The organism is Antarcticimicrobium sediminis (genome assembly GCF_004348975.1).
Lineage (GTDB): Bacteria > Pseudomonadota > Alphaproteobacteria > Rhodobacterales > Rhodobacteraceae > Antarcticimicrobium > Antarcticimicrobium sediminis.
Map to the genome: position 1 here is coordinate 312,270 of NZ_SMFP01000002.1, position 20,569 is coordinate 332,838.

21 protein-coding genes are annotated in these 20,569 nt (G+C 61.2%); 17 read left to right on the forward strand and 4 right to left on the reverse strand.

Annotation, left to right across the window (positions count from 1 at the left end; translation table 11 throughout):
* Position 1: 1 nt before the first annotated feature.
* The 17 genes from hypF to hypE all read left to right on the forward strand — a co-directional run bounded on the left by hypF (position 2) and on the right by hypE (position 15,615).
* Positions 2 to 2,200, forward strand: a complete 2,199-nt coding sequence (hypF, locus tag E1B25_RS04800; protein WP_132827532.1) for a carbamoyltransferase HypF — start codon at positions 2 to 4, stop codon at positions 2,198 to 2,200.
* Positions 2,201 to 2,411: 211 nt separating this feature from the next.
* Positions 2,412 to 3,512 carry a hydrogenase small subunit gene (locus E1B25_RS04805; protein ID WP_280960241.1) on the forward strand — a complete coding sequence of 367 codons (1,101 nt, stop codon included), beginning with the start codon at positions 2,412 to 2,414 and terminating at the stop codon, positions 3,510 to 3,512.
* Between the two features lie 3 nt (positions 3,513 to 3,515).
* A complete protein-coding gene (locus E1B25_RS04810; RefSeq protein WP_132827533.1) occupies positions 3,516 to 5,306 on the forward strand; it encodes a nickel-dependent hydrogenase large subunit in 1,791 nt (596 codons plus the stop codon).
* 14 nt (positions 5,307 to 5,320) lie between these two features.
* Positions 5,321 to 5,509: a hypothetical protein gene (locus E1B25_RS04815; RefSeq protein ID WP_132827534.1), complete on the forward strand. Its 189-nt coding sequence runs from the start codon at positions 5,321 to 5,323 to the stop codon at positions 5,507 to 5,509.
* 3 nt (positions 5,510 to 5,512) lie between these two features.
* Complete coding sequence (gene cybH / locus E1B25_RS04820; protein ID WP_132827535.1) at positions 5,513 to 6,280, forward strand: Ni/Fe-hydrogenase, b-type cytochrome subunit; 768 nt, start codon at positions 5,513 to 5,515, stop codon at positions 6,278 to 6,280.
* Between the two features lie 324 nt (positions 6,281 to 6,604).
* Entirely contained in the window at positions 6,605 to 7,213 is a 609-nt protein-coding gene (locus tag E1B25_RS04825; protein ID WP_132827536.1) for a HyaD/HybD family hydrogenase maturation endopeptidase, read from the forward strand.
* Position 7,214: 1 nt separating this feature from the next.
* A complete protein-coding gene (locus E1B25_RS04830; protein ID WP_132827537.1) occupies positions 7,215 to 7,535 on the forward strand; it encodes a HypC/HybG/HupF family hydrogenase formation chaperone in 321 nt (106 codons plus the stop codon).
* The gene (locus E1B25_RS04835) at positions 7,532 to 7,918 is read left to right on the forward strand and encodes a thioredoxin domain-containing protein (RefSeq protein ID WP_132827538.1); all 387 of its coding nucleotides are present in this window, start codon (positions 7,532 to 7,534) and stop codon (positions 7,916 to 7,918) included. The genes E1B25_RS04830 and E1B25_RS04835 overlap by 4 nt, the downstream gene beginning before the upstream one ends.
* Before the next feature lie 13 nt (positions 7,919 to 7,931).
* A complete protein-coding gene (locus E1B25_RS04840; RefSeq protein ID WP_132827539.1) occupies positions 7,932 to 8,771 on the forward strand; it encodes a hydrogenase expression/formation protein in 840 nt (279 codons plus the stop codon).
* Entirely contained in the window at positions 8,768 to 9,613 is an 846-nt protein-coding gene (gene hybE, locus E1B25_RS04845) for a [NiFe]-hydrogenase assembly chaperone HybE (protein ID WP_132827540.1), read from the forward strand. The genes E1B25_RS04840 and hybE overlap by 4 nt, the downstream gene beginning before the upstream one ends.
* Before the next feature lie 3 nt (positions 9,614 to 9,616).
* A complete protein-coding gene (locus E1B25_RS04850) occupies positions 9,617 to 10,474 on the forward strand; it encodes a hydrogenase expression/formation protein HupK (RefSeq protein WP_132827541.1) in 858 nt (285 codons plus the stop codon).
* Complete coding sequence (hypA, locus tag E1B25_RS04855; protein ID WP_132827542.1) at positions 10,467 to 10,808, forward strand: hydrogenase maturation nickel metallochaperone HypA; 342 nt, start codon at positions 10,467 to 10,469, stop codon at positions 10,806 to 10,808. Before E1B25_RS04850 ends, hypA begins: the two co-directional genes overlap by 8 nt.
* Entirely contained in the window at positions 10,808 to 11,641 is an 834-nt protein-coding gene (gene hypB / locus E1B25_RS04860; RefSeq protein ID WP_132827543.1) for a hydrogenase nickel incorporation protein HypB, read from the forward strand. The genes hypA and hypB overlap by 1 nt, the downstream gene beginning before the upstream one ends.
* 3 nt (positions 11,642 to 11,644) lie before the next feature.
* Positions 11,645 to 13,126 (forward strand): sigma-54-dependent transcriptional regulator, encoded by a 1,482-nt coding sequence (locus E1B25_RS04865; protein WP_132827544.1) that lies wholly within the window; start codon positions 11,645 to 11,647, stop codon positions 13,124 to 13,126.
* A gap of 2 nt (positions 13,127 to 13,128) precedes the next feature.
* Positions 13,129 to 13,419, forward strand: a complete 291-nt coding sequence (hypC, locus tag E1B25_RS04870) for a HypC/HybG/HupF family hydrogenase formation chaperone (RefSeq protein WP_132827545.1) — start codon at positions 13,129 to 13,131, stop codon at positions 13,417 to 13,419.
* On the forward strand, positions 13,416 to 14,558 hold the full coding sequence (gene hypD / locus E1B25_RS04875) for a hydrogenase formation protein HypD (RefSeq protein ID WP_132827546.1): 1,143 nt from the start codon (positions 13,416 to 13,418) through the stop codon (positions 14,556 to 14,558). Before hypC ends, hypD begins: the two co-directional genes overlap by 4 nt.
* Positions 14,559 to 14,589: 31 nt before the next feature.
* Positions 14,590 to 15,615 (forward strand): hydrogenase expression/formation protein HypE, encoded by a 1,026-nt coding sequence (gene hypE, locus E1B25_RS04880; RefSeq protein WP_132827547.1) that lies wholly within the window; start codon positions 14,590 to 14,592, stop codon positions 15,613 to 15,615.
* A 292-nt stretch (positions 15,616 to 15,907) separates the two neighbouring features.
* Here the strand turns inward: hypE and E1B25_RS04885 are convergent, their stop codons facing one another.
* The 4 genes from E1B25_RS04885 to E1B25_RS04900 form a co-directional block, all read right to left on the reverse strand.
* A complete protein-coding gene (locus E1B25_RS04885; protein WP_132827548.1) occupies positions 15,908 to 17,434 on the reverse strand; it encodes a UxaA family hydrolase in 1,527 nt (508 codons plus the stop codon).
* 115 nt (positions 17,435 to 17,549) lie between these two features.
* Positions 17,550 to 19,058: a tripartite tricarboxylate transporter permease gene (locus E1B25_RS04890; protein WP_132827549.1), complete on the reverse strand. Its 1,509-nt coding sequence runs from the start codon at positions 19,056 to 19,058 to the stop codon at positions 17,550 to 17,552.
* A gap of 2 nt (positions 19,059 to 19,060) precedes the next feature.
* The gene (locus tag E1B25_RS04895; RefSeq protein ID WP_165937551.1) at positions 19,061 to 19,519 is read right to left on the reverse strand and encodes a tripartite tricarboxylate transporter TctB family protein; all 459 of its coding nucleotides are present in this window, start codon (positions 19,517 to 19,519) and stop codon (positions 19,061 to 19,063) included.
* Positions 19,520 to 19,575: 56 nt separating this feature from the next.
* Positions 19,576 to 20,541 (reverse strand): tripartite tricarboxylate transporter substrate binding protein, encoded by a 966-nt coding sequence (locus tag E1B25_RS04900; protein WP_132827551.1) that lies wholly within the window; start codon positions 20,539 to 20,541, stop codon positions 19,576 to 19,578.
* Positions 20,542 to 20,569: the final 28 nt, after the last annotated feature.

Here is a 20,569-nt window from a genome sequence, read left to right on the forward strand (position 1 = left end):
GATGGCGCGCGGCGTTGAGATCCGGGTGCGCGGACAGGTACAGGGGGTCGGGTTTCGCCCCTTTGTCTGGCGCTTGGCACGCGACATGGGGCTGTCCGGGGATGTGTGCAATGACGCGCAGGGCGTCTTGATCCGCCTGTTCGGGGAGGCCTCGGGGTTTGAGGCCCGCTTGCGCGCGGAATTGCCACCGCTTGCGCGCATTGACGCGGTCGAGGTTTGCGAGATCTCGGGCGCGGCGGATGGGTTTTCCATTGTTGCCTCGAAAGGGGGGGCGGCGCGCACACGCGTGACGCCGGATGCGGCCACATGCGAGGCCTGCGTGGCCGAGGTGTTCACCCCGGCGCAACGTCGCGCAGGCTATGCCTTTACCAATTGCACCCATTGCGGGCCGCGTTTCACTATCGTTGAAAGCCTGCCTTACGACCGCGCCAATACGACAATGGCCCCGTTCAAGATGTGCGCGGCATGTCGGGCCGAATATGAAACCCCCGAGGACCGCCGCTTTCATGCCCAGCCCATCGCCTGCGCCGAGTGTGGCCCTAAGATCTGGCTTGAACCCGCAAGCGGGCGCGATCCGATCAAGGATGCTGTCACACTGTTACAGGCTGGGAAAATCCTCGCGATCAAGGGGCTTGGCGGCTTTCACCTAGCCTGCGGTGCGTTGAATGTGCAGGTTGTCGCAACCCTGCGCGCCCGCAAGCACCGGCCTGCCAAGCCCTTTGCCTTGATGGGCACGGTGGAGATGATCGAAGCGTGGTGTGCGCCTACGGACAACGAACTGGCGCTGCTGCAAGATCCGGCGGCGCCGATTGTCTTGCTCGATGCTCATCACTCACCTGACGGCATCGCGCCGGGGCAGGCGACGCTGGGGTGGATGCTGCCCTATACCCCTTTGCACCATATGTTGATCGCGCGGTTTGGCGGGCCTTTGGTGATGACCTCGGGAAACCTGTCGGGTGAGCCGCAGGTGATCGGCAATGACGAGGCGCGCGACAAGCTTGCGCAGTTTGCCGATGCTTTCGTGATGCATGACCGCGAGATCGCGCGGCGGCTGGATGACTCGGTCGAACGGATCACGCCGCAGGGGCCGATGGTGGTGCGCCGCGCGCGCGGGCGGGTTCCGGGGACGTTGCCCTTGCCGCAAGGGTTCGACGCCGCGCCCCAGATCGCGGCCTATGGCGGGCAGATGAAAGGGGCGCTCTGTCTGGTGAAAGAAGGGCAAGCGCTTTTGGGGCATCATCTGGGGGATCTGGATGATGCGCTCAGTTATGACGCCTTTCTCAAAGCGGATGCGGATTACGCGGCGCTGTTTGATCATCACCCGGATCGGGTGGCCTGTGATCTGCACCCGGATTTCCGCGCCTCGCAACATGCCCGCTCCAAGGGGCTTCCGGTGGAAGAGGTGCAACACCACCATGCCCATATGGTGGCTTGCATGGGGGAAAACCTTTGGCCGCTTAATGGTGGCAAGGTTGCCGGGATCGTGCTGGATGGCCTTGGTCTTGGCGCGGATGGAACGATCTGGGGCGGCGAGGTTCTGCTGGGCGACTATCGGAGTTTCGAGCGCTGGGCGTGGCTGAAACCGGCCCCCTTGATCGGCGGGGATATGGCACAAAAAGAGCCGTGGCGAAATGCGCTGATGCGGCTGGATCAGGCGGGTCTAGGGGATTTTGCCGATAAGGCTTGGCCTGATGCGCCGCTGGAGATGCTGCGTCGCGCGGCGGAAAATGGTCTCAATGCGCCGATGTCCTCATCAGCGGGGCGGCTGTTTGATGCCTTTGCGGCTGTGACCTGCTTTGATGGCCCGCAGTCTTTCGAGGGCGAGGCCGCGATGCGGCTGGAGGCCTTGGCGACCTCTGCTCAGAGTCGGGCGCTTGGCTTGCCCGTCACTGGCGGCGCAATTGATCCTGCGGTTTTGTTCCGTCTTGTCGCCCAAGGCGACAAGGATGCTTCGGAGCTTGCCTATACTTTCCACGCCTCGCTGGCACAGGCTTTTGCCGAGCAAGCCCGTGCTTTGGTGGCGACACGACAGGCCCGCGCGGTGGCGCTTTCGGGCGGGTGTTTCCAGAACGCGCTTTTGCTGGATCTGACGGTGAAGGCGCTGGGGGATGTTCCCGTTTTGATCCATAGGAAAACGCCGGCGAATGATGGCGGACTCGCTTTCGGTCAGGCGCTGGTTGCGGCGGCGCGGCATCTGTGACGGGCGGTAACGCGCTTTCCGATCGCGGGGGCGGGCGGAAAGTCACTCACCGATAGTGCTGCGATGATATTCACATAAGACCTTGAAAAGCTGACAGAAAGATCCGTTCTGAAAAGGCGGTGCTTTCCTTTGGACCATGCGATCCGGCCTGCCATGCTGAGGATCGAAGACCCGTCTACGTAGCCGGGAAGACCAAAGGGAGGGACGCTCGGTGGGCAAAGACACCACTCAGATCGAAACGTTTTATGACGTGATGCGGCGCCAGGGGATCACGCGCCGCTCGTTCATGAAATATTGCTCGCTGACGGCCGCGGCATTGGGGCTGTCGCCGTCATTCGTCCCCAAGATCGCCCATGCGATGGAGACCAAGCCGCGCACGCCGGTGATCTGGGTGCACGGGCTGGAATGCACCTGCTGTTCGGAAAGCTTCATCCGTTCGGCGCATCCCTTGGCCAAGGATGTCGTGTTGTCGATGATCAGCCTCGACTATGACGATACACTCATGGCGGCGGCGGGGCATCAGGCCGAGGCGGCGCTTGAAGAGACGATTGAGAAATACAAGGGCAACTACATCCTCGCGGTCGAGGGCAACCCGCCGCTGAACGAGGATGGGATGTATTGCATCATCGGCGGCAAGCCCTTTGTTGAGCAGCTCAGACATGCCGCCGAACATGCCAAGGCGATCATCAGCTGGGGGGCCTGCGCGTCTTATGGCTGTGTGCAGGCGGCAAAGCCCAACCCGACACGCGCCACCCCGGTGCACAAGGTCATTACCGACAAGCCGATCATCAAGGTGCCCGGCTGTCCGCCCATTGCCGAGGTGATGACCGGCGTGATTACTTACATGCTGACCTTTGACCGGATGCCGGAACTGGACCGGCAAGGTCGCCCGGCGATGTTCTATTCCCAGCGGATCCACGACAAATGCTATCGCCGCCCGCATTTCGACGCCGGCCAGTTTGTCGAACATTGGGACGATGAAAACGCGCGCAAGGGCTATTGCCTGTACAAGATGGGCTGCAAGGGTCCAACGACCTATAACGCCTGTTCGACCGTGCGCTGGAACGAGGGCGTTTCCTTCCCGATCCAATCCGGCCACGGCTGTATCGGCTGCTCGGAAGATGGATTCTGGGATCAGGGGTCGTTCTATAACCGGGTAACCGACCTGACACAGTTCGGGGTCGAGGCGAACGCCGATAAGGTCGGCATGGTCGCCGCCGGAGTGGTTGGCGCAGGTGTCGCAGCCCATGCGGCTGTGTCTGCGCTCAAGGCCGCTCAACGCAAAACTCAAGACAAGAAAGAGGAGGCGTAACCCATGGTCGCAACTCCCAATGGGTATGACCTCGACAACACCGGCCGGCGCATCGTCGTTGATCCGGTCACCCGGATCGAAGGTCACATGCGCTGCGAAGTGAACGTCGATGAAAACGGCGTGATCCGCAACGCGGTCTCTACCGGCACGATGTGGCGCGGGCTTGAGGTGATCCTCAAGGGGCGTGATCCGCGGGATGCCTGGGCCTTTACCGAACGCATCTGCGGTGTCTGCACGGGCACCCATGCGTTGACCTCCGTGCGCGCGGTCGAAGATGCGCTGGGCATCCAGATCCCGGACAACGCGAATTCGATCCGCAACCTGATGCAGCTTGCGTTGGAAATTCACGACCATATCGTACACTTTTACCATCTGCATGCGCTTGACTGGGTGAATCCCATTAACGCCCTCAAGGCCGACCCCAAGGCCACGTCAGAGCTGCAGCAGGCGGTTTCTCCGTCGCATCCGCTGTCCTCCCCTGGATACTTCCGCGACGTGCAGAACCGCCTGAAAAAATTCGTCGAGAGCGGCCAGCTTGGCCTGTTCAAGAACGGTTATTGGGACAATCCGGCCTATAAACTGCCGCCCGAAGCCGATCTGATGGCGACGACCCACTACCTTGAGGCGCTTGATCTGCAAAAAGAGATCGTCAAGGTTCACACCATCTTTGGCGGCAAGAACCCGCACCCGAACTGGTTGGTGGGTGGCGTGCCGTGCCCGATCAATGTCGATGGTGTCGGCGGCGTCGGTGCGATCAACATGGAACGCCTCAACCTCGTCTCCTCGATCATCGAGCAGACGCATGAGTTCAATCGCAACGTCTATATCCCGGATGTGATCGCCATCGGGGGCTTTTACAAGAACTGGCTATACGGTGGTGGACTGTCGTCGCAGGCCTGTCTGGCCTATGGGGATATTCCCGAACATCCCAATGACTTCTCGGCGGAAAACCTGCACCTGCCGCGCGGTGCAATCGTCAATGGCGACATGTCCGTCGTGCATGATGTCGATCCGCGCGACCCTGAACAGGTTCAGGAATTTGTCGATCATTCTTGGTATACCTATGGCGAGCCGGGCAAGGGGTTGCACCCTTGGGATGGCATCACCGAGCCACAATATGAACTCGGTCCCAATGCCAAGGGCACACGCACCAATATCCAGGAGATCGACGAGGCTGCGAAATACAGCTGGATCAAGGCTCCACGGTGGAAAGGCCATGCGATGGAAGTGGGGCCGCTGGCACGCTACATCGTGGGCTATGCCAAGGGGCATGAGGACATCACCAACCAGGTCGATGGGCTTTTGCGCACGATGGATCTGCCGGTCGAGGCGCTGTATTCCACTTTGGGGCGCACCGCGGCCCGCGCGTTGGAATCCGAATATTGCTCGCGACTGCAAAAGCACTTCTTTGACAAGCTGATCTCCAATATCAAGAACGGTGACAGCTCGACCGCGAACGTCGAAAAATGGGACCCAAGCACCTGGCCTGCGGAGGCCAAAGGCGTCGGCATGACCGAGGCGCCGCGCGGTGCGTTGGGCCATTGGATCAAGATCAAGGATGGGCGCATCGAAAACTATCAATGCGTCGTGCCAACCACCTGGAACGGCAGCCCACGCGACACCCAAGGCAATATCGGCGCGTTCGAAGCTTCGCTGATGAACACGCCGATGGAGCGCCCGGACGAGCCGGTCGAGATCTTGCGCACGCTGCACTCTTTCGACCCCTGTCTGGCCTGCTCGACCCATGTGATGTCGCCCGATGGCGCCGTGTTGACCAATGTAAAAGTACGTTAGGAGGAGGGCGTATCATGAAGAAAATTATCGCACTTTTGTCACTCATGGCATCACCGGCACTGGCGCATTCGGGACACGCAACCCTGCCCGGTCCGGCGGGGCACGCGGAAATGCACATTGCGATGGCCGCTGCGGCGATCGCTGTCGCATGGCTTGTTTTCGCCGCGGTCGTTCGCCGCAAATCCACGCGCAACAAGGAATGAGCCATGTCGGACACCTCCTTGAACGCGGCCAATTCCGAACGGCCCGGGCGCGGCGCGGCCCCGCGTCTTACGGGCGATGCATCGCAAGCGGATATCGACAGCATACGCACCCAGACCTCGGTCTTTGTTTACGAATGGCCTGTGCGCCTGTGGCATTGGCTGAACGCCCTCGCAATCACGGTGCTGATCTTCACGGGCTGGTTCATCGCCTCGCCTTTGCCGTCAATGGATTTTGCTGAGGCCACGTTTCAGTTTGTCATGGGCTATATGCGGTTCGCGCATTTCGCTGCCGGGATGATCCTGACCGTAGGTTTTTTCGGGCGCATCTATTGTGCAATGGTCGGCAATCAACATGCCAAACAGTTGTTCTATGTGCCGGTCTGGCGAAAGAGCTGGTGGAAAGAGGTGCTGATCGAACTCAGATGGTATGCGTTTCTTGAAAAGATGCCGAAGAAATACGTTGGCCATAACCCGCTCGCCCAAATCGCCATGTTCATGTTCATGACCATCGGGCTCAGCTTCATGATCCTCACCGGTTGGGCGCTTTATTCCGAAGGTGCAGGGCAGGGCTCATTGCCCGATCAAGCGGCGGGGTGGGTTTTGACCCTCTTTGGTAACAGCCAGATCGTGCATTCGGTCCATCATCTGGGTATGTGGTTCATCGTGATCTTTATGATCATCCACATCTATGCCGCGATCCGCGAAGACATCATGTCGCGCCAATCTATGGTCTCGACGATGATTTCCGGGACACGGACCTTCAAGGACTGAAGCCTGCGCAGGTGGTTCCCTTTCCCCTGTCGTAACTTCAGAACCTATGGAAAAGGCGGGCTCTGCTCGCCTTTTCTGCTTATTATCTTACCGAAATATGACCTAGATGGAAGATAACCTTCCATCTTGTGAGGGGTAAAACCTGCCAAAAGCGCCGGAAATATATGCATTTTCAATGGGTAAGAGGCATTTCGTCGCATATTGGAAAAAGCGTGAAGTTGGAAACCCGACAGCCTACGCTCCTTCAACGGACAGAATGGACTGCAACCCTCCAACGACCCGGCGGAACGCCGAAGGATGGTGCAGAGCGAGGGAGGGCGCACCATGTCGGCTAAGGTTCTGGTTCTCGGAATCGGGAATGTTCTCTGGGCGGATGAGGGGTTTGGCGTGCGCTGTGTCGAACGGCTTGCCGAAACCCGTGGGTTTGGCCCCGACGTGAGGCTGCTCGATGGTGGCACGCAGGGTCTGTATCTTTTGCCGTTTCTCGAAGAGGTCGACACGCTTCTCGTGTTTGATGCTGTCGACTACGGGCTTGAACCCGGAACGTTGAAAATCGTTGAGGATGACGATGTGCCCGCCTTCATGGGGGCCAAAAAAATGTCGCTGCATCAGACCGGTTTTCAGGATGTCATCGCCACCGCGCAGTTGATGGGCTACTGCCCCGAACGCCTGATCCTGATTGGGTGCCAGCCCGAAGAAATCGAAGATTACGGCGGCAGCCTGCGCGCCGTCGTGGCGGCCCAGATTGATCCTGCTTTGGAGATTGCGGTGGACAAGCTGCGGTCACTGGGGATCGAGGTGCGCGAAGGGCGCACCGATAGCCGCGATCTGGCCGATCCCTCGATCTTGCGCGCGGCCTATGAACAGGGGCGCCCCTCGGAAGATGAGGCCTGCCGCATCGGTGATGATCGCTTCTTGCCGCAGGACGCCTGAGATGTGTCTTGGTATCCCGATGCAGATCGTCGCGCGTGAAGAGCTTGCGGCAACCGCCTTTGATGGCGTGGAAAATCACCTGATCGACTTGGCTCTCACCGGGCCGCTTGAGCCCGGCACATGGATCCTGACGTTTCTTGGCACCGCACGCGAAGTGCTGCCCGTGGACGAGGCGTTGAAAATTCGCAAGGCCCTGCGCGGGATCGCTGACCTGATGCAGGGGCACGGGTTGGGAGATGCGTTCTCGGATCTTGACGACAGAACGCCACAGCTTCCGCCGCATTTGCAAGCCGCGCTGGACAAAGGGGAGACCACCGCATGAGCCACCCGCTCATTGATCGACTGACAACAGAGTTCGGCTGGCCCGTGCTTGGCAATGATCACGACGTATTGGAGTTCACCACGCGGCCGGGCACGCATGTGCTGTTCATTCCGGGGGATGCGAAACGCAATCTTGAGACCGCGGATGTGGCCGTGATCCTGCCGGAGTTGAAGCTAGCCTTTCAGGGGGTGTTTGACTGCGCCGTCGTGGATGACGCGATCGAGGCCAGCCTGCGCGAGGCCACGAAAGTGCTCAAGACTCCGTCGCTGCTGTTTTACCGCGACGGGCAGTTCCTTGCCGGACTTCCAAAGGTGCGCGACTGGGACGATTACATGGCGCGGATCGCCCAGATCCTGACCATTCCGACACCGCAAATCGCTTGAGGGAGAGAAACCGATGGTCAACAATTTCCAGCTCCCGCCCGTGGGGTTCGGCCCCGGGTCGCAGCCGCCTGAAGAGGACGGGGCCGAATTGGAATTCCTGCCGATGCCGCAGGATATGCGCACCTACACGACCCATCTGCCCGAGGTCGAGGTTGATGATCACCTCAACCCCGCGCTTGATCTTCTGGCCCAGATTGCCGCCGCCTGCGCAACGGCTGGCGAAACCGGGCAGGGTGCAGAGTTTGATCTTTCGATCCTTGATGCCGCCAATCGCGCACTGATCGCCGAGACGATGGGCGCGGGGGAGGTGGCGATGAAGCTGCACGGCATTCCCGCCATTGCGATACAGGAAAGCGTGTTTGCGGGGGTCTGGATGCTCAAGGCCGCCGGGATGGACGTGATCGAGGTCGGCGACGTACCGCACCTGGTGCGTGTGCGCGCGTTCGAGCCGCGCAAGCAGGCCGGGCTGTCCGCGACACCGCGCCAACCCGGGGTCGTGAACGCGCCGCCGCTTTTGGTGGAGCTGATGGATAGGTCCGCCCGCTTAACGCCGGGCGCCGAGGTGCATGTCGTGAACCTGACGCTCCTGCCGCATACGGAACAGGATCTGGACTGGCTTGATGAGGCGCTCGGGCAGGGGGCGGGGGATATCCTTTCGCGCGGCTATGGCAATTGCCGGGTCACGGCGACGGCGTTGGTCAATGTCTGGCGGGTGCAATTCTTCAATTCGATGGATACGCTGATCCTTGATACCTTTGAGGTGACCGAGATGCCCGAGGTGGCGCTGGCTGCCGCCGAAGATCTGGTCGATAGCGGGGAGCGCATTCAAGAAGTGCTGGAGGCGATCCAATGAGCGCGCAAGGCGGTTTCGAGGGCTCTTACCTGGGGGCCAATGACAAGATTTCCGATCTGGCGATCATGGAGTGCAAGATCTGCTGGACTCCCTATGACCCGGCCGAGGGCGATGATACCCGTCAGGTTCTTCCCGGGACGCCGTTTCTGGCCCTGCCCGATGATTGGAAATGCCCCAATTGCGACGCCCCGAAAGAGCAGTTTCTGGTCTCGGAAGATCCCGGCTCGGACGCCATGCTGGCCGCCGCGCGGCTGTCGCGCAAAACCGAAGCCTTGGTGACGGATTTCACCGAAGTCTGGCATGGGAAAATGCGCGACGTGCCGATGGTCAACAAGGTGCTGCATGTGCAGGCCGTCGGGTTTCTAGAACAGGGGGGGCGCCCCTTGGGCGTTCTGATCTCGCCCTGGTTCATGAACCTGGTCCAGCTGCCGGCCGAGGGTGAGGATTGGTCTGCTCTCACAGCGGGAGAGAAGGAAGTGCTCGCTTTCCCCTCGGGCGATTACGAGTTCATCCATAATACCCGCGAACAAACCGGGGGCTACAAGGCCTGTTCGCTGTTTTCGCCCATGGGCGAGTTCAAGACGCAGGCGCAGGCGGTCGAAGTGGCCCGTGCTGTGATGGTTGCGCTTTTTCAGGACGAACACCGTGCCGAGACCGATCGCAGTGCCGATATCCGCGCCGCCCGTGAGGACGAAATCGCTGCTTTCGAAGCGCGCGAACAGGCCGAGGCCGAAGCGCAGGCGCAAGACCTGAACAGTGCCCCGACCCGGCGTCAGGTTCTGACTGCGGGCCTGAGCGAAAAGCCCGATATTGCGCCCGAAACCGAGGCTGAAGCGGAGTAATTGATGACACTCACCGCGCCACTCACAGCCACGACGGCACCGGCCCTGCCGGTGGCGCAGCTTGTGATTGGCAAGCCGGTCGAGGAGGTCGTGAAGCTGATCCCGCGCCTGTTCAACCTGTGCCGCGGGTCTCAGGATGTGGCGATACGGCTGGCGCTTGGTTTGCCGCTTGAAGAGGCGATGCGTCCCCATCTTGCCGAGGATTTCGTGCGCGATCATCTCCTGCGCCTCGGGGTCATGCTGCCCCGACAGCTTGGGCTCGACCCACTGCCGATTGCGCAAGGGGGCGCTTGGTTCTTGCCGCAACAGATGCCGACAACGCTGGAGAGTTTCGAAGCCTATCTCGAGTCCGGGACGGGGTTTGCGCCTGTTTTCAAAGGCTTGCATGGCATTTTTGAGAACGGCGAGGCGGTTGCCAACGTGCCTTTGGTCGCGGATGAAGACTTGCCCAGGGCGCAGGCGTGCGAAAATTCGATTGCGGCGCGTCATTTCGTTCACCCGCTATTGTTGGTGGTGCAAAGACTGAAGGGGCGCGGGCCGCTGTGGCGCGCCGTGGCGCGGCTTCTGGATCTTGAGGCTTGTTTGACCAAGGAACTGCCCAAGCCGAGGCGTCTGGAAAATGGCTGGGCGATTGTTCCCGCGTCGCGCGGGATCTATGCGCTGCGCGCGCAGGCGATGGATGGCGTCGTCTCTCGGTTCGAGCGGGTCACCCCGACGGATCACATGCTGGCCCCGAACGGTATTCTGGCCCAATCCCTTGCCAGCCTGCCGGGGGGCAAACATCATCTTGCGGGATTGGTGCTTGATTGCCTCGACCCCTGCAGCCCGGTGACCCTCAAGGGAGGGCAAGGACATGCATGAGATGTCGCTGTGCGAAGGGGTGCGCTCGGTGATCGAGGAGGCCGCGGTGAAAAACGGCTTCACGGGAGTGAAAACCGTGCGCCTTGAAATCGGAAAATTTGCCGGGGTGGAAAAGCCCGCGCTGGAATTTGCCTTTGACGTGGTCATGCGTGGCTCGGTGGCCGAAGGGGCCGCTTTGGTGATGATCGACCTGCCGGGGCGGGCGATGTGCTACGACTGTCTGAAAGAAGTCTCGATTGAAAACCGGCTGGACTGTTGCCCGGATTGTGGCGGTGGCAAGCTGATGCCTGTAGGGGGCGATGAAATGCGGATCAAGGATTTGGAGGTGCTCTGATGTGTAACGTGTGTGGATGCGGAACGGCGAGCGTTGAGGGGCATGGCGCGCATGATCATGGTCATTCGCACGATCACGGTCATGAGCATGGCCATCACCATCATCACGGCCATGATATTCATTTTGGCCATGGCCCGGCAGGTGTTGAAGTTGCGGGCATGACCCAAGAGCGTTTGATCGAGATCGAAACCGATATTCTTGCCAAGAATGACCGCTACGCCGATGCGAACCGGGCTGTGATCTCTGGGCTGGGCGCCTTCGCGATCAATCTTGTGTCGTCTCCCGGTTCGGGCAAGACCACGCTGTTGTGCAAGACCATCGAGATGCTGGGAGATCAGCCCTTGGCCGTGATCGAGGGCGATCAGCAAACCGCCAACGATGCCGAACGCATCCGCGCAACCGGGGCCAAGGCGGTGCAGGTCAATACCGGCAAGGGCTGTCACCTTGACGGGCATATGGTGGGCCATGCGATGGAGCATCTGTCGCTTGAGAAAAACGCGATGCTTTTCATCGAGAATGTCGGAAACCTTGTGTGCCCGGCGGGGTTCGATCTGGGCGAAGATTGCAAGGTGGCGGTGATCTCCGTGACCGAGGGCGAAGATAAACCGCTGAAATACCCGGATATGTTCACCGTGTCCGAAATCGCGCTTCTCAACAAGGTCGATCTGGCCCCCTATTGCGATGTGGATCTTGATCTTTACGAGGCCAATCTGAGACGGGTGAATCCCGGCATCGAAATCCTGCGCATCTCGGCCCGCACGGGCGAGGGGATGCAGGCGTGGGTTGCCTGGCTGCGGGATCGGTTGGCGGCGAAACCCGGGGCCGGGGTCTGAGGGATGGCTGACACCCTTCCCACGCTGCTTCTGGTCGATGATGAGGAACACAGCCTCGCCGCGATGCGTATGGCGTTGGAAGACGAGTTCGATATCCTGACGGCGCCGAACGCGGATGAGGCGCGCCGGTTGATGCAGGACCACTTTGTTCAGGTGGTGTTTTGCGATCACCGGATGCCGGGCACGACCGGGGTCGAATTCCTGACCGAAGTGCGTGAGACATGGCCCGATACGGTTCGGATCATCATCACGGGCTACACGGAATCCAGTGATATGATCACCGCCATCAACGAGGCGGGGATCTATCAGTTTCTGACAAAACCATGGCATCCCGATCACCTGATGATGGTGGCGAAAAATGCCGCCGATCTTTTTCGACTGGCGCGCGAGCATGATCGCATGTCGCTGGAAATGCGCTATCTTTCGCGCTCGGTCGAGATCAAGCTGGAGGTGCAGCGCAAGGCCCTGCGCGAGGGTCTGGGGTTTGACACCGTCTTGCGCGCGGCGAATTCACCGATGAACGCGGTGGTCGAACAGGCGCGCCAGTTCGCGACATTCGACGTGCCGGTCATCCTGACGGGCGAGCCGGGGACGGGAAAGCGGCTCTTGGCACGGGCGATGCATTACAGCTCCCTGCGCTCGGACAAACCCTATTTCGAGTTCGATTGTTCGTCTGTTGATGATGATATTCTGGAGGTCGAACTTTTCGGGGCGCGCCGTGGTGCGGTTCCCGGGCTCGTGGCGCACAAGATGGGGCTGTTTCAAAAGGCGGATCGCAGCACGTTGTATCTGTCGGGGGTCGCCGATCTGTCGCCGCGCTTGCAACTCCTGCTTCTGCGCGCTGCTCGCGATGGGGCGTTTCGCCCGCTTGGCGGGCACGAGATCCTGCATTCGCAGGTTCGCCTGTTGATCGGGGCAGACCGCGATCTGCGCGCCGAGGTGGAGCGCGGCAAGTTCAATTCCGAGCTGTACTATGCGCTCTCCAAGGTGAGTTTGACAGTTCCGCCATTGCGCGAGCGTTCCGATGATCTTGCCATATTGGCCCAGACGTTTTTGTTCGAGGCCGCAGACCGTCATGGCAAGCCGGTGAGCGGGCTTTCAGATGACGCGATCCTGTTTCTGGCTGGTTATGACTGGCCCGGAAACATGCGCGAACTGGAAAACGAAATGACCCATATGTTGATCTTTTCGCAAGATGCGATCCTCGGGCCGGAACTGATTTCGCGTCACATTCTGCAGGCCAGCCCACTACCTGAAAGCGAAACGGCGGTGGATCAGGTTCTGGTGGGCAGCGGGACACTCAAGGATCGGGTGGAACTGATCGAAATGCGTATTCTGCGGGAAACCCTGACCCGTTTGAAATGGAACAAAAGTCGGGCCGCGGCCGAGCTTGGTCTTTCGCGGGTGGGTCTGCGCGCGAAAATCGAACGCTATGGGTTGATCGAGCCCAAGCGTCAAACCGCAACCGTTAAAGAGGAGGACTAGCCATGTGTCTGGGAATTCCGGGGCAGATCATCGCGATCACCGATCCCGCGCGTCAGATGGCGATGGCCGATGTTTCCGGTGTGCGTCGCGCGGTCAATGTGGCCCCCGTCCTGAGCGGCGCGATGGAGGATCTCATCGGCAAGTGGGCGCTTATTCATGTGGGGTTTGCCATGGCCCTGATCGACGAGGACGAGGCCGAAGCGACGCTGCAAGCGCTGCGCGATCTGGGCGAAGCGCAAGAGGCGCTCGAGGCGATGGCCCAAGGTCAAAAGGCACTGGAGGTGGAGGCATGAAATACGCAGATGAATTTCGCGACCCCACAGCCGCCAAGGCGCTGCTGGCCCGTATCGCCGATCTGACGGACGAGATTGGCGCCACCAGCGAAAAACCCGTTCACATCATGGAAATCTGCGGCGGGCATACCCACGCGATCTTTCGCTACGGGTTGGACAAATTGACGCCTGACGGCGTTGAGTTCATCCACGGGCCGGGCTGTCCGGTCTGCGTTTTGCCGATGGCGCGGGTCGATGAATGCGTGCAGATCGCCGCGCGTCCCGAGGTGATCTTTACCACTTTTGGCGATGCGATGCGCGTGCCCGGCACCAAGACATCGCTGCTTCAGGCCAAGGCCGCCGGCGCGGATATCCGCATGGTCTATTCTCCCTTGGACGCGCTTGAACTGGCGCGGCGCAACCCCGAGCGCGAGGTGGTTTTCTTTGGTCTTGGCTTTGAAACCACGACGCCCTCGACCGCGCTTTCGATTCAACAGGCCGCGCGCGAAGAGCTGACCAATTTCTCGGTGTTTTGCAATCACATCACCGTGCCGCCTCCGATCAAGGCGCTTCTGGATGATCCTCATATGCTTTTGGACGGGTTTGTCGGGCCGGGCCATGTCTCGATGGTGATCGGCACGCACCCGTATGATTTCATTGCACAAGACTATGGCAAACCCATCGTGGTTGCCGGCTTCGAGCCGCTCGATCTGCTGCAATCGGTGCTGATGGTGCTGCAACAGATCCGCGATGGACGGGCCGAGGTCGAAAACCAATACGCCCGTGTCGTGCCCGAACATGGCAATCCGGTTTCCATTGCGGCAATCGCGGATGTCTATGAAACGCGCCCGTCGTTCGAGTGGCGCGGACTGGGCGAGATTGATCATTCCGGTCTGCGGATTCGCGCCAAATACAGCCCCTTCGACGCCGAGGAAAAATTCGGCATCGGATATGCGGCCGGAGAGCGCAGTGTTCAGGAACCCGAAGGCTGTGCCTGTGGTGCGGTGATGACGGGGCGGTTGAAGCCGACCGGATGTCCACAGTTTGGCAAAGGCTGCACGCCGGAAATGCCGCTGGGGGCGCTGATGGTCAGTTCCGAAGGCGCCTGCGCGGCCTATTATCAATATGGCGGCGCACGGGCTGTCGAACCGGCTGAATAAGACGCCGGCTGAGGAAGAAGAAAGACACATCATGGCCCTGAGAGATGAGCATGTGACGCTGGCCCATGGCGGCGGCGGCAAGGCAATGCGCGACCTGATCGACGAGGTGTTTACCTCGGTCTTTCAGCCGGAAAGCCGCGAGGATCAGGCCCGTCTGATGGATGACGCCCTGTTTGAACCCGGGGCGCGTCTGGCCTTTACCACCGACAGCTTCGTGGTGGACCCGGTCGAGTTTCCGGGCGGTGACATCGGCAAGATCGCGGTCTGCGGCACGGTCAATGATCTTGCTGTCGGGGGGGCGACGCCCTTGTGGTTGTCCGCGGCCTTCATCATCGAAGAGGGCACCGAGATCGCGCTGTTGCGCCGGATCGTCGCCTCGATGCAAGCCGAGGCCGAGAGGGCAGGCGTCAAGATCGTCACCGGCGATACCAAGGTCGTCGGGCGCGGGTCGGCGGACCGGGTGTTTATCACCACCTCCGGCGTCGGGGTGATCCCGCCGGGATGCGATTTGCGCGCGGATGCCGTACAGCCGGGGGATGTGGCCATCGTGAACGGGGTGCTGGGGGATCACGGCGCCACCATTCTGGCTGCTCGGGGCGACATGGCGCTGAGCACCGACATCCAGTCGGATTGCGCCGGTCTGGGGCATCTGATGGCTGCGGTGGCCAAGGCCTGTCCGACGCTGAGATGTGCGCGCGATGCGACGCGGGGCGGTTTGGCCTCGGCTTTGAATGAAATTGCCGAGGATGCCCAGGTCGCGATCGAGATCGAAGAGGCGCGTCTGCCCCTGCGCGCCGAAGTCAAAGGCATGTGCGAATTATTGGGGCTCGATCCGCTGTATCTGGCGAATGAGGGCACTCTTGTTCTGTTCGTTGCCGAACAGGACGCCGAGGCTGCACTTGCCGCGATGAAATCTCTGCCCGAGGGCGCGGGCGCCACGATTATCGGCAACGCGCGCGCCTCTGGTCCGGGGCCGCGCGTGACCATGCGCACGCTATTCGGCGGCGCGCGGATCGTCGATATGCTGGTCGGCGAACAGTTGCCCCGGATCTGTTAGATGGTCAGGACGTCGGCAACGGGGCCGTTTCGGTCAAGGCATCCTGAACCATCAGTCGAACCAGTCTTTCGAGGTCGCTAGTCTTTGGCGCAGCGACGTTCAGGCAAGAAACCGGCAGCCGCTCAAACTGCATTCAGCGCAACCGGTTCCGCACCTGATCCGCGAGATCACCGGCCAGAGGTGCCGCCAAGCTGAAAGCGGGACGGGCGCCTTATCCCCGGGGGCGCGAAGCTTCCCCGGGGAGGATGATCGAGCAACACATCTTAGGGTGTGCAGTCTCGGGATGGGCAGATCACATCTGCGCGTAAGTCTGCCAAGGTGCGAATTCCGCATCGCCCACGTCGAGCGCCTCGGAGACCGTCCTCTTGCCCGAGGCCACCTCGAGCATTTCCTGAAAGATCCGGGCCCCGGCTTCTGCGACGGTTTCGGTGCCGTCGGCGATGGTGCCGCAATTGAGGTCCATGTCTTCCTGCATCCGTTGATACATCGGCGTATTGGACGCGATCTTGATCGAAGGGGCGGGCTTGTTGCCATAGCACGACCCGCGCCCGGTGGTAAAACAGACCATATTGCAGCCCGAGGCCACCTCGCCGGTGATCGACACCGGGTCGTAGCCGGGGCTGTCGACAAAGACGAGACCCTTGGCGGTGATCTTCTCGCTGTATTTGTAGACCCCGTTCAGATTGGTCGACCCAGCCTTGGCGACGGCCCCCAGCGATTTCTCGAGGATCGTGGTCAGCCCGCCCGCCTTGTTGCCCGGGGTGGGGTTGTTGTTCATTTCCGATCCATGTTTGGCGGCGTAAACTTCCCACCATTCCAGTAGGCCGACCAGCTTTTGGCCGACCTCGGGCGAGGCGGCGCGGTTGGTCAGCAGATGCTCGGCGCCATAGATTTCTGGCGTTTCGGCCAAGGCGGCGGTTCCGCCATTGCGCACCAGAAGATCGACCGCATGCCCCAGCGCCGGGTTCGAGGTGATACCGGAATAGCCGTCCGAGCCGCCACATTGCAGCGCGACGGTGAGTTCAGAGGCCGGAACAGTTTCACGCCGGGCGGTGTTGGCATACTCCAGCGCCTGTTCCAGCCATTGCAGACCCAGTTCGACGGTCTTGCGCGTGCCCCCTTCGGCCTGCAGCGTATGGTAGCGGAATTTCTCTGGCGGCGGATTGCCGTAGACTTCAAGCATCAGCGGGATCTGGTTGGCTTCGCACCCCAGCCCCAGCATGAGCACCGAGGCGAAATTGGCATGGGTCGCAAAGCCCCAGATGGTGCGCTGCAGCTTGTAGAAGGCCTCGTCGTCGGTGCCGATGCAACAGCCCGCGCCATGCACGATGGGCACGATCCCGTCGACATTGGGATATTTGGCGAGAAGACCCCGTTTCGCGGCCTCACGTGCCAGCAGGCGCGCCGCCGAGGCAGAGCAGTTGACCGAGGTGATGATGCCGACGTAATTGCGCGTCCCGACGGTGCCGTCGGGGCGGCGATAGCCTTGAAAGGTTGCGCGTTGGGCTTCGGGCACCATCTCGGTCGGCGTCGCGTGCTGGCCATAGGCGTGGTCGCGGTCGAACTGCGCCATCTTCACGTTTTGGGTGTGAACGTGTTCGCCGGGCGCGATGTCTTGCGTGGCGATGCCGATGATCTGCCCATATTTGCGTACAGTGTCCCCCGGCTTCATGGCGGTCAGCGCCGCCTTGTGGCCGCGCGGGATCAGCCCGTTTGACAGCAGGTCAAATGGGGTGAGCTGTTTTCCGTGCTCGATATTGCTGAGCACGATCAAAACATTGTCGGTGTCGTGGAGTTGAAGTGCGATCTTGTCGGACATGGGTTGGCCTTTTCTTGTGGATTTCGGGCGCACCTTCTCTGTCAGCAGGTGACAGGGCGTGCAGGGAAGGGGGCCGGGCGCGATGACCCGACCTAATGATGTTGTGGGGGTTGGCTTAGCTGCCGCTGGGCAGCTCTTCCTGTGTCCGCCGCTGGCGCGCCCTGATATGGCGGACGACCGGGGTCAGCAGCATCAGGACGATCAGCACCACCAGAGTGATCGAGATCGCGCTGGAGAACAGGTAGCCATACTCGCCTCCGCTGATCAGGAGCGCGCGCCGGAACGAGGCCTCTGCCATCGGGCCAAGGATCACCGCAAGGACGGCGGGCGCCGTCGGGATGCTCATGCGCTCCATGGCAAAGCCGATCAGGCCAAAGCCCAGCATCAGCCAGACGTCGAACATGCTGTTCTGCACTGCATAGACGCCCACTGTCGTCAGTGCGAGGATCATTGGCCCCAGCAGCAACGGCGGCAGGCGCAGCACATTGACAAAGGCCCGCGCGCCGAGCTTGCCGATCACATACATCAGACCCGAGGTGATCAGCATCGTGAGCATGAAGCCATAGACCGTCGTCGCATTGTCGCGGAACAGTTCGGGGCCGGGTTTCAGCCCATGCACCAGCATCGCGCCAAGGATGACGGCCGCCACCGCGTTGCCCGGCACGCCCAGCGTCAGCGCGGGGATCAGCGTTGCCGCGGTATCGGCATTGTTGGCGCATTCCGGCGCCGCAAGCCCATCTGGCGCTCCCTTGCCATAATTCGGGCTCTTGCTGACGCGGCGCTGTTCGTTCCATGCCAGAATCGCCGCCACATTGCCGCCAAGTGCCGGGATCAGGCCGATGAAGAGACCAATCGCCGAGCTGCGGATCCAGACCGGCACGAGGCTGGCCCAGTCTATGCGTTCCTTGACGCCCTTGAAGTTTAGGCGCGAGGTATCGACATCGGATTGCCCCAGCAGCAGCCCAACGGCTGGCGGGATCGCATAGAGGCCGGTGAGCAGCACGATGATGTTGATGCCGCTCAGCAGGTTGAGCTGGTCGAAGGTGAAGCGCTCGGTTCCTGTCATCGAGTCGATGCCCACAAGGCCGATGACCAGTCCGAAACAGGCGCTGAGAAAGCCCTTTGCCGGGTTGTCGCTGATCAGCACGGCGACGGTCATCATGCCGAACATGGCAAGCCAGAAATAATCGGCGGGGCCGAATTTCAGCGCGACCGCCGCCAGCGGTGGCGCCACCAGCAGCAGCGCGATGGCACTGACCGCACTGCCGATGGCCGAGGAGGTCAGCGAGATGTCGAGCGCGGCGCGGGCGCGCCCCTGCCGGGCCATCTCATAGCCGTCAAAGACCGTGGCGATGCCGGCCGGCGTGCCCGGAATGCGCAGCAGAATGGCCGGGATCGAACCGCCGTACATGGCGCCGTTGTAAATCCCCGCAATCATGCCAAGGGCAACCAGCGGCGACATGGCGAAGGTCAGCGGGATCAGCACGGCGATGCCCATGGTCGCCGACAGGCCGGGCAGGGCACCAACGGCGATGCCGACCGTGGTGCCCAGCACCATGGCAAGCATGACATCAAAGGAAAAGACGAGCGGCAGCGCCGCCCAGATGTTTGCCAGAATATCCATCGTTATCCCACCATTCCGAACAGGGTTTCAGCCGGTAGAGGCACCGAGAGCAGCAGCCGGAACACGGCATAGAGCACCGCGGCAAAGCCCAGCGTCACGAGGATCGCGACAAGCCAGTTGCGATAGCCCAGCGAGATCGACAGCGCCGGCAGCATGATGATCGTCGAGGTGAAGTAGCCCAGGGTTCCGATGCCGAGGGCATAGACCACCACGGCGACGGCGACGATCGCCAGACGTCGCAGATCGAACGGGGCGGGGCCGGTTCCGGCCGCCCCCCCGCCTTTGACAAGGGCGACGCTGCACTGCGCCCCCCAAGCCAGAGAAAGGGCCACGGCAAGGCCGGTCACGGCCACGGGCATCACCTTCGATTGTCCGGCATAGCCCCTCGCTTCTCCGAAGAGATATACGAAAAACGCCGTGACGAAGATTGCCGCCAGAAGCTCCAGCAGGTTCCTGTTCATGAAAGACCTCCCTTGCAACGTTTCATGGCCTACCGGCCCTGCCGTGTCCGAACTCATTATTGAGCGATCCAGGGTTGCTCGGCCCAGAGCGCCTTGTACCCTTCGTTCAGGCTCTGCAGCGACACGGTGAAGTCTCCCGCGTTCATATAATAGAGGGCCAGGCCCTGATCCTTGGCTCCGGCGAGGAACGCGGGATCGTTCATCGCCTTCTCGGTCGCTGCGCTCAGCTTTTCCAATGCTTCGGCGGGAATGCCGGCCGGTGCGCCGAGACTGCGGTTGGCGCCCATGACGATGTCATAGCCCTGCTCGCGGAAGGTCGGGATATTCGCCGCGCCTTCCCAGCGTTCCTTGGACATCTGGCCCAGGACGATGACCGTGCCCTCTTCGGAATCCGAAACCATCTCGGTCACGTTCATCGACGCCATCTTGATGTGCCCGCCCAGAAGGGCCGCGCGCACGTCGGCGTTGCCATTGAAGGGCACGTGCCGGAATTTGACCCCGTGTTCACGTTCGAGGGACAGGACCGCGAGATGGTCGTCAGAGCCTGCACCGGCGGTGCCGTAGGTGACCTTGCCCGGGTTTTCCTTGGCATAGGCGATCAGCTGGTCAAGGTTCTCGATGCCGGCACTGGGCAGGATTCCGAAGGCGCCGGGATCATAGACAACATTGGCCACCGGCTGGATGTCCTCCATCGTGTAGCGCGCCTTGCGCTGGATCGGGATGGTCAGGATGTTCGGCGCGTTGATGAAGCCGATGGTATAGCCGTCGGCTTTGGCGTGGGCCAGCGTGGTAAAGCCCACTTCGCCGCCTGCGCCGGGCTTGTTGCTGACGACGATGCTGGCGTCATTGCCAAGGTATTTCTCAAGATAGGGTACGAGCGTGCGTGCGGCCACGTCGGTGCCGCCGCCAGCACTGTAAGCCACGATCATGGTGATCGGGCGCTCGGGATATTCGGCAAGGGCTGCCGTGGCCGAGAAAATCCCCAGCGTGGCGGCCGCGATGCGGGTCAGGTGTTTTTTCATGAAGTCCTCCCTGAGTGTCTTGAATTGC